The sequence below is a fragment of the Desulfonauticus sp. genome, assembly GCF_055126295.1.
The window spans coordinates 95,358-103,628 of record NZ_JBSRHE010000008.1 but is presented as its reverse complement, the minus strand read 5'-3'; the positions used below and the strand labels follow the sequence as shown (position 1 = coordinate 103,628).

The 8,271-nt window shown below is 38.0% G+C and carries 8 protein-coding genes and 1 tRNA gene; 6 read left to right on the top strand and 3 right to left on the bottom strand.

Annotated features, from left to right (window positions below; genetic code table 11):
- The 3 genes from ACTCIM_RS06840 to ACTCIM_RS06830 form a co-directional block, all read left to right on the top strand.
- The coding region (locus ACTCIM_RS06840; RefSeq protein ID WP_472314658.1) for a PD-(D/E)XK nuclease domain-containing protein at nt 1-308 on the top strand (308 nt) is incomplete at its 5' end.
- 195 nt (nt 309-503) lie between these two features.
- Nucleotides 504-770 (top strand): ComEA family DNA-binding protein, encoded by a 267-nt coding sequence (locus ACTCIM_RS06835; RefSeq protein WP_464279236.1) that lies wholly within the window; start codon nt 504-506, stop codon nt 768-770.
- 50 nt (nt 771-820) lie between these two features.
- Nucleotides 821-1,906, top strand: coding sequence for a glycosyltransferase family 4 protein (locus ACTCIM_RS06830; RefSeq protein ID WP_472314655.1), 1,086 nt, complete (start codon nt 821-823; stop codon nt 1,904-1,906).
- 14 nt (nt 1,907-1,920) lie between these two features.
- Here ACTCIM_RS06830 and ACTCIM_RS06825 read toward each other — a convergent pair whose 3' ends face one another.
- Both ACTCIM_RS06825 and ACTCIM_RS06820 read right to left on the bottom strand, forming a co-directional pair.
- Nucleotides 1,921-3,492: an ArnT family glycosyltransferase gene (locus ACTCIM_RS06825; RefSeq protein ID WP_472314654.1), complete on the bottom strand. Its 1,572-nt coding sequence runs from the start codon at nt 3,490-3,492 to the stop codon at nt 1,921-1,923.
- Nucleotides 3,462-4,052 carry a phosphatase PAP2 family protein gene (locus ACTCIM_RS06820; protein ID WP_472314652.1) on the bottom strand — a complete coding sequence of 197 codons (591 nt, stop codon included), beginning with the start codon at nt 4,050-4,052 and terminating at the stop codon, nt 3,462-3,464. Before ACTCIM_RS06820 ends, ACTCIM_RS06825 begins: the two co-directional genes overlap by 31 nt.
- A gap of 159 nt (nt 4,053-4,211) precedes the next feature.
- On the opposite strand from ACTCIM_RS06820, the gene ACTCIM_RS06815 reads away from it, so the two are divergent.
- On the top strand, nt 4,212-5,549 hold the full coding sequence (locus tag ACTCIM_RS06815; protein WP_472314650.1) for a UDP-glucose dehydrogenase family protein: 1,338 nt from the start codon (nt 4,212-4,214) through the stop codon (nt 5,547-5,549).
- 4 nt (nt 5,550-5,553) lie between these two features.
- Here ACTCIM_RS06815 and ACTCIM_RS06810 read toward each other — a convergent pair.
- Nucleotides 5,554-5,631 (bottom strand) — tRNA-Pro (locus ACTCIM_RS06810).
- A gap of 58 nt (nt 5,632-5,689) precedes the next feature.
- On the opposite strand from ACTCIM_RS06810, the gene ACTCIM_RS06805 reads away from it, so the two are divergent.
- Together ACTCIM_RS06805 and ACTCIM_RS06800 are read left to right on the top strand one after the other, a co-directional pair.
- Nucleotides 5,690-7,168 (top strand): HD domain-containing phosphohydrolase, encoded by a 1,479-nt coding sequence (locus tag ACTCIM_RS06805; protein ID WP_472314648.1) that lies wholly within the window; start codon nt 5,690-5,692, stop codon nt 7,166-7,168.
- A 15-nt stretch (nt 7,169-7,183) separates the two neighbouring features.
- Nucleotides 7,184-8,248, top strand: coding sequence for a protein-glutamate methylesterase/protein-glutamine glutaminase (locus tag ACTCIM_RS06800; protein WP_464279242.1), 1,065 nt, complete (start codon nt 7,184-7,186; stop codon nt 8,246-8,248).
- The last annotated feature ends 23 nt before the right edge of the window (nt 8,249-8,271 follow it).

The following is an 8,271-nucleotide window of genomic DNA, read 5'->3' as shown; positions in this document are numbered from 1 at the left end:
AAAAATCTCTTGTCTCTCTATTTTCCTCAATACCATATACAAATTATACCAAAAACGATTTAAATTTGTATAAAGGTTTTTATGCGAGTATAATATTTACCTATGTTTCCTCGCTGGGTTTTAGGGTTATTGGTGAAGATGTGACCAATAAAGGGAAAGGAGAAGCCTTAAAACAGATAAAAGAAAGAGATTATGCGCAGAAGTATTTAAATAAATCTAAAGAAATTTACCTGGTTGGTATAGAATTTAGCTCCGAGGAAAAGAATATTGTAAATTTTGAATGGGAGGAGTTAGGGATGAGTTGTTGAGCAGTTTAGTGGTTAAGTAGATGAGTGGATTGAGGAAGTGCAAGGTAGTAACTAACAAGAATTAAGCACTATTCTACTATTCCACTCAACTAATATGCCACTTAACTAACACAATACTTGTCAAAACAACTAAAATTTTTTATTTTTCAATTTAACTTTCTCAGGCAGGGGGGATGATTAAAAGGAGAGTAAATTATGAAGAGGATATTATTAAGTATAATAATATTTTTCTTTATGTTTACTTCTTTGGTTTTGGCCAAAGTAAATATAAATACAGCTAGTGAAGAAGAGTTAGCATCTTTACCACATATAGGAACAGTTAAGGCAAAAAATATTGTCAGTTATAGGGAAAGTCAGGGCAAATTTACCTCAGTAGAGGATTTATTAAAGGTAAAGGGGATAGGTCCTAAGATTTTGGAAAAGATTAAGGCAGATATTTGTGTGGGTAAGGACTGCAAATAGAAATTATTTCCCTCCTGCCTGAGAAAAATAACTTTCAGATAGGACAATAAATGGTTAATCTATTGTTAATGAGTTTTTTAATTTCTTTTGTGGTATGTTTTTTTATTATTTTTATTTTTGCTAAAAATAATAATTTTTGTTCTGATTGCTTTGATGGGCCACAAAAATTTCATGATAAACCTACTCCTAGAATTGGTGGAATAGGAATATTTTTGGCTTTTTTAGGCGTGATTTTGTTTATAAACTTTTATAAACATGATAAAAGGTATTTTTTGTTTTTTTTATCAACCTTACCGCTATTTTTATTTGGATTAGCCGAGGATATAACTAAAAAAATTTCTCCGAAGATACGTTTGCTGGCTTCAATCTTTTCAGGAATGCTGGCTTATTTTTTATTAGATGTATATCTTACCAGAATAGATTTGCCCCTTATAGATAGTATTTTCCAATTTAAGATAATTGCTTTAGGTTTTACTCTTTTTGCCATTGCTGGTGTTGCCAATGCTATTAATATTATTGATGGCTATAATGGCCTTGCTGCTGTGGTTTCTATTCTTATTTTACTGGCTTTAGGGTATGTGGGATATAAAGTAAGGGATGAATTTATTTATATTCTCTCCTTTGTGCTCATAGGTGGTATTGCTGGTTTTTTTATCTGGAATTATCCTTTTGGTAAAATCTTTTTAGGAGATGGAGGGGCCTATTTTATCGGCTTTACCATAGCTGTGTTATCTGTGTTACTGGTAAAACGACATCCTCAGGTATCGCCCTGGTTTCCACTTTTAGCAGTAGTTTATCCTGTTTTTGAGACAGTATTTTCTTTTTATAGAAAAAAAATTTTAAGAAGTAAGTCTCCTTTTACACCAGATGGGCTACATTTTCATATGTTAGTTTATAAAAGAGTTGTGCCATTGATTTATAATATTCATCGTAATGAAAGACTCAGGCGCAACTCTGCCACTTCGCCCTTACTCTGGCTTATTTGTTCCTTTGGGATTATCCCGGCCGTAATTTTCTGGCAAAATACTTCAGTTCTTATTTTTTTTAGCATTCTTTTCTGCTGGGTATACGTCTGGTTGTATAGGAGTATCGTAAGATTTAGATTGGGAAGGATGATAAAGAAGTTTATACCTTGACACCCTTTACAATATCACCCTCTCACCAACAATAAATAATCTTGCTCTACAATTTTCTGTTTGTGGACTATTTTTAAACCCTTTAAAACATCCTCATATTTTTGGTAGTATTTTTCAGGCATAATTAAGAGGGTATGAGGGTTTTCTTGTAGTTGTTTTTTTACTTCTTCTATTTCTTTGGTTTCCTTTATATTTTTACCTGCATAGTAAGTATAAATCCCAGAATAGATTTTATAAGCTAGGGGAGTATAGCCCTGTTGGATGTATTTTTTTATGACCAGGGCCTGGTTTTTGGGGCTCATAAGAGGGTCTAAAGAAGGAGCCACTTTTGTAGCGGTAAAGATAAAGATAAAGGGTAAGGTTAGGAGTAGAAAAATAAGACTTTGATAGGGCGTAAAGTTTTTTTTCAAGAGAATAATAGCTAAAACCAGAAACATAAGGCTTAGAAGTGGGAGACCTTGTAGGGTGACTTCTATTACAGGAAAATAATTTATCCAGGGCAAAATAATAGCCAGAAGCAAAAAGAAAAATCCCAGAGGTTTTCTTATGGCCATTTTAGAAGAGATAAAAAAACGCGAGCAAAACAGAAAAAAAGGCGCAAAAAGGGGTAAGAGATAGACTGCAATTTTTATACTTATAAGAGATAAGAGAGTAAAACCAGAAAAGAAAAAAGTTAAAAGAAATTTTTCCCCTTTGCTTAGTTGAAATAGCTTTAACTGGCGCGGAAACAAAAAGAGTAAGGACCAGGGTAAGACTACCAGAGGAAACACCAAGAAATAGTGGTAAAAGGGCTGGGGATGATGCCAGGTGTTAGTAGCTCGCCTATAAATTTGGTCATATAAGATGTTGTGAATAAAATCCTTGCCTTCTACCAGGTAAGCTCCCACCAACCATAGCCCAGCCAGGCCCAAAACTCCCAGTAAAGCAAAACCCAGATGCTTGTTTAAGAGCAGGTTCTTTTTTTTAGTTAAAAGGGCATAGAAAAGAAAAGTGAGCAGGGGAAAGGCAAAACCCAAAGGGCCTTTGGTCAAAAGGGCTAAAAAAGAGCAAAAAAATCCCAGGTAAAGGAAAGGGATTTTTTCTTTTTCTAGGTAAACAAAGAGAAAAATATGGGCAACCAGGATAAAAGTGGCAAAGAGTAAATCCATCCGAAAATAATGAATTAGCCCTAAAAAATAAAAATTGGTTAAAAGCAGAGCGCAGCCAATAAACACTCTTTTGGGATCCTGGAGCACAACTTTACCTAAAAAATAGGTGGCTAAAAGGTACAAAAAACCACTTATTGCTGAGCCCAGGAAAAAAAGTAGCGGTCCCTTTAGGGTGGTTAGCTGGGATAAAAGGTGCAAAAACCAGAAGTAAAGAGGTGGTTTATCTGGATAGGGTACTCCATTTAAATAAAGGACCAGCCATTTTTGGTGTTGGACCAGGTGCTCATAGACATTGGCATAGCGCACTTCATCTGAAAACCAGAGGCTTCTGGTGTGCAGGGTAAAGAGAGTATGTAAAAGGTAAATAAAAATTAAAGGTAGGAGCGGATATCTGGCTAAAAAGTTATTTATTTTTTGGAAGGTGCTAGTTGCTGACATTTTTTTCTCCAGAAATAAAAGGTTAAGATCCCACTACAATTGCCCAAAATAAAACCAGCCATGACATCGGTTAGGTGATGTTGGCCTAAATATATTCTAGAAAAGCCCACAGCAAAAGCAACAACACCAAGTAAAAATTGTTTGCTTTTTTTCTTGCTTTTAAGTGCCAAAGGAAGAGCTGCTCCAAAGATTTCCGTGGTATGCCCGGAAGGAAAGGAATGATAACTGGAGCTAAGAGAGAAAAAGGTAAAATGAGAGCCAAATTCTGGCCTGGCCCTTCCCAGGGAGATTTTTAAGATTCTTACCAGGAGAAAGGAGATAAGAAGTTGAAAACAAAGATAAAAGAGAGCCAGATAGGTAAGTTTAGGCTTTTTTTCTTTTAGGCCCTTAATTAAAAAGTAAAGATAGATGGGATAGAAAAAAAAATTACCCCAATTGGTTAAAAAAAGTACAAAATTGCTAAAACCTGGATGGGTTGTTTTTAAAGAGTGAAAAAAAGGGTAAAGGTTTTTTATTGGAGCAAAAAGATAAAGCCCTATAAGACCTAAACAAAAGGGCAAGCAAAACCACCCAAAAGAGAGTAAATATTTTTTATCCATAAGAAACAAAAACTTGGCATAGGGTATTAAAAAAATCAAGGCTTTGTAGTTGACCTTGGGGATATCCCTTTGTTAAAAGGTGTAAATTGGAATTCTTTTGAAAAGGAGTGAGAATTAACTATGAATGTATGTATCGTAGGTACTGGATATGTAGGTTTGGTCAGTGCAGCCTGTTTTGCTGAAATGGGAAATAATGTCTGCTGCGTGGATATTAACCCTGAGGTGGTGGAAAAGTTAAAACAGGGGATAGTACACATCTATGAACCTGGTCTGGAAGAATTAGTTAAGAGAAATTATGCTCAAAAGCGTTTGTCTTTTACTACCAGTTTAGAAGAAGGGCTTAAAGATAGTTTATTTGTCTTTATTTGTGTCGGCACTCCTCCCAAAGAAGATGGCAGTGCAGATTTATCCTATGTTTATCAGGTGGCAAGAGATATTGGTAAGCTTATGCAGGATTATAAAATTGTGGTGGATAAGTCCACAGTACCAGTTGGCACTGCAGACAAGGTGCGCTCTTTGATTTTAGAAGAGCAAAAGAAAAGAGGGGTTAGTATTGAGTTTGACGTGGTTTCCAATCCTGAATTTTTAAAAGAAGGTGATGCTGTAAATGACTTTATGAAACCTGATAGGGTGATTGTAGGTACTGATAACGTGCGTACTGCAGAGTTACTCAAGGCCTTATATGCTCCTTTTGCCAGGAGTAGAGAAAAGTTAATTGTTATGTCTGTACGCAGTGCAGAGATGACCAAATATGCTGCCAATTGTATGTTGGCTACAAAGATTTCCTTTATCAATGAAATTGCCAATATCTGTGAACTGGTAGGAGCAGATGTGGGTGATGTGCGTCTGGGAATCGGTTCAGATCATAGAATTGGCTATCATTTTATCTATCCAGGCGTTGGTTATGGAGGTTCTTGTTTTCCCAAAGACGTAAAAGCCCTTATTTCTACTGCTATAGAATATGGCTATGACCCCATTTTATTGCAGGCTGTAGATAGGGTAAATGATTTACAGAAAAGAATTTTAGCTTTTAAAATCAAGCAATATTTTGAGCCTCAAGGAGGAGTGCAGGGAAAAACCCTGGCCCTGTGGGGGCTTAGTTTTAAGCCCAATACAGATGATATGCGAGAAGCTCCTGCGCTGGTTTTAATTGACCTGCTGACAAAAGAGGGGATGCGCATCAGGGCCTTTGATCCAGTGGCTGGAGAACGGGCCAAGGAGCTTTTAAAGGACAATAAATATGTAGAAATAGTAGATGATCAATATGCAGCCCTGGAAGAGGCAGATGCCCTGGCTGTTATTACGGAGTGGAATCAGTTTAGAAATCCAGATTTTAACAGGATAAAAAAGGAGTTAAAAGCACCTTTAATCTTTGATGGGCGAAATCTTTATCCGCCTAGACTTATGGGAGAAATGGGATTTGCCTACTTTAGTATTGGTCGCAAAACAGTGGGATAAAAAGTGGTCGGGATGCGGGGATTCGAACCCCGGACTTCAGCGTCCCGAACGCTGCGCTCTAGCCAGGCTGAGCCACATCCCGTAAAGAAAATAATAGTTTTTTTAGCGAGGTAAGACAAGTCTTTTAAAGAGGTCAGAATATGGAATCCAAGTTAAAGTTGCTGGTGGTAGATGATGAGGAAAGTCTCCGGGTTATTTGTCAGGATGCCCTAGAAGATGAAGGCTATGAAGTGTTGACTGCTGAAGATGGACAGGAAGGCCTGGAAATTCTGCGAAAAGATAGCGATATTGCCCTGGTTGTATCTGATTTAAAAATGCCTCGTTTAAATGGGATTGAGTTTTTGCGCCAGGCTAAAAAAGAAGGGCTGGAAGCAGATTTTTTAATTACCACTGGTTTTGGCACCATTGAAGTAGCTGTAGAGTGTATAAAGCTGGGAGCTGCTGATTATTTGCCCAAGCCTTTTAATATCTCTCATCTTTTAATTAAGGTAAAAAAAGTCCTTCAGGAGCGAGAGCGCAGACTAGAACAAAAGAGGCTAAGTAATGTAGTCAGGATTTTAAATTTGAGTAATGCCTTAAATCGTTTGCAAAACCTGGATAGCATTTTAGAGGAGTTTATTTATCACTTGCAGCGCAATTTTAACCCGGACGGCATTATTGTAGGCCTTTATCCTCAAGGCAACTTAAGACCTCGCATTTTAAGAGGGGCTGTAATTAGAAGAAATTACAATTCCTTATTTCTTCTACTTCACAAAATGGAAGAAGCTTTGAAGGCAGGCAAAACCCTCTGGGATAACTCTTTTAGCTTTAAAGATAAACAACAGGTGTTTTCTTTGGTGGTTACTCCTTTAATTGTCCAAAAGGAAAAGGTTGGAGTTACCTTATTATTAAAAGAAGCTGGTAAGGATGAACAACTGCTAAGCACCAAAAAGCAATTGATTAGTATTTTTTGCAATCATGCAGCCAGTAGCTTACAAAATGCCTGGGCTCTGGAAAAGTTAAATAGTTTAAATTTGGATATCATGCACTCTTATGCCAAGGCAGTGGAAGCAAAAGACTACTATACCAAAGGTCATTCAGACAATGTTGCCCGTTATGCCCTTAACTTTGCTCGTTTTCTGAGATTAGAAGAAAGGGAGTGTGAGCTGCTTTATGTAGCTGGCGTCTTACACGATATAGGTAAGATTGGTATCCCGGATAATATTTTAAATAAGCCAGGCAAGTTAACCCAAGAAGAATTTGAGGTAATGAAAAAACATCCTGTAATTGCCAGAGAAATACTGGGAAAAGTGGAATCTTTAAAGGATGTAATCCCTCTGGTCTATCACCACCATGAACGAGTCGATGGTAAAGGCTATCCAGAAGGTTTAAGAGGGGATCAGCTTACCCTGCCCATTAAAATGTTAAGTGTGGTGGATGCCTTTGAAGCCATGACTTCAGATAGGTCTTATCGCAAGGCCTTACCTCTGGATAAGGTGCAGGAAATTATGGATTCAGGTGTGGGGAGTCAGTGGGAAGAGGAGTTGGTGCGCAAGTGGTTTTTCTTGGTAGAAAAAAAAGGTATGGAAGGGGTTAGGGATATTTCTGGCTTTAAGGGAATGTTAAAGCTTATTTTTTAACTTTCAGGTGAGGTTATGCAAAAGATTAAGGTCTTAGTGGTAGATGATTCTGCCTTTATGCGCCGGGCTATTGCCACTATGTTGGGCAAGGATAAGGAAATTGAGGTTGTTGCCACTGCCAGAAATGGGGAAGAAGCCCTGGAATTTATCAAAAAATACAATCCTGATTTGGTTACTTTAGATATTGAAATGCCTGTAATGGATGGCCTCACTGCCCTGGAGAAAATCATGCAGGAATTTCCCAGGCCTGTGATTATGGTAAGTTCCTTGACCACAGAAGGAGCAGAAGCCACCTTAAAGGCCCTTAGTCTGGGGGCTATGGATTTTATTCCCAAGCAGCTTTCCAAGGTAAGCCTGGAAATAGTGAAAATAGAAGAGGAGCTTATTGCCAAGGTCAAAAGTTTGGCCAGGAAAAAGCCCAATTTGGTGCCAACTAAATCTAACTCTTTAAAAAAACTTGCAAAAGTAGAGAAAAAAAGTTTAACTTATAGGGGTAATAATCAAATAAGAGATGTGGTAGCCATTGGCGTTTCCACAGGAGGTCCACCTGTAGTGCAAAGACTTTTAGAGCTTCTTCCTCAAGATTTTCCTGCGTCCATTCTCATTGCCCAGCACATGCCACCTGCCTTTACTGGTCCCTTTGCCAGGCGCTTGAATACCTATTCGTCCTTAGAAGTAAAGGAAGCTGAAGATGAAGAGATCTTAAAGCCAGGCAAGGTGTTGGTTGCACCAGGGGGAAAGCACTTAAAACTTCAACAACGGGTTACTCACCTGGAGGTAAGGGTAAGTGAATTCCCCAGAGATGCTCTGTATAAGCCTTCAGTGGATGTCTTGTTTTCTTCTGTTGCCAGAGCAGTGGGCAAAAGAGGGGTGGGAGTAGTGCTTACTGGAATGGGTAAAGATGGTTTAAAAGGAGCTAAGGAGTTAAAGCAAAAAGAAGCACGGCTTGTTGCTCAGGATGAAACTTCCTGTGTGGTCTATGGTATGCCCAGGGCCATAGTAGAAGAGGGCCTGGCTGATGCAGTCTTAAGTCCAGAAGAAATGCCTGCTAAAATATATGAATATCTTTTTAACCCTTAAAAAATCAAACTAAGGGAAGGTAA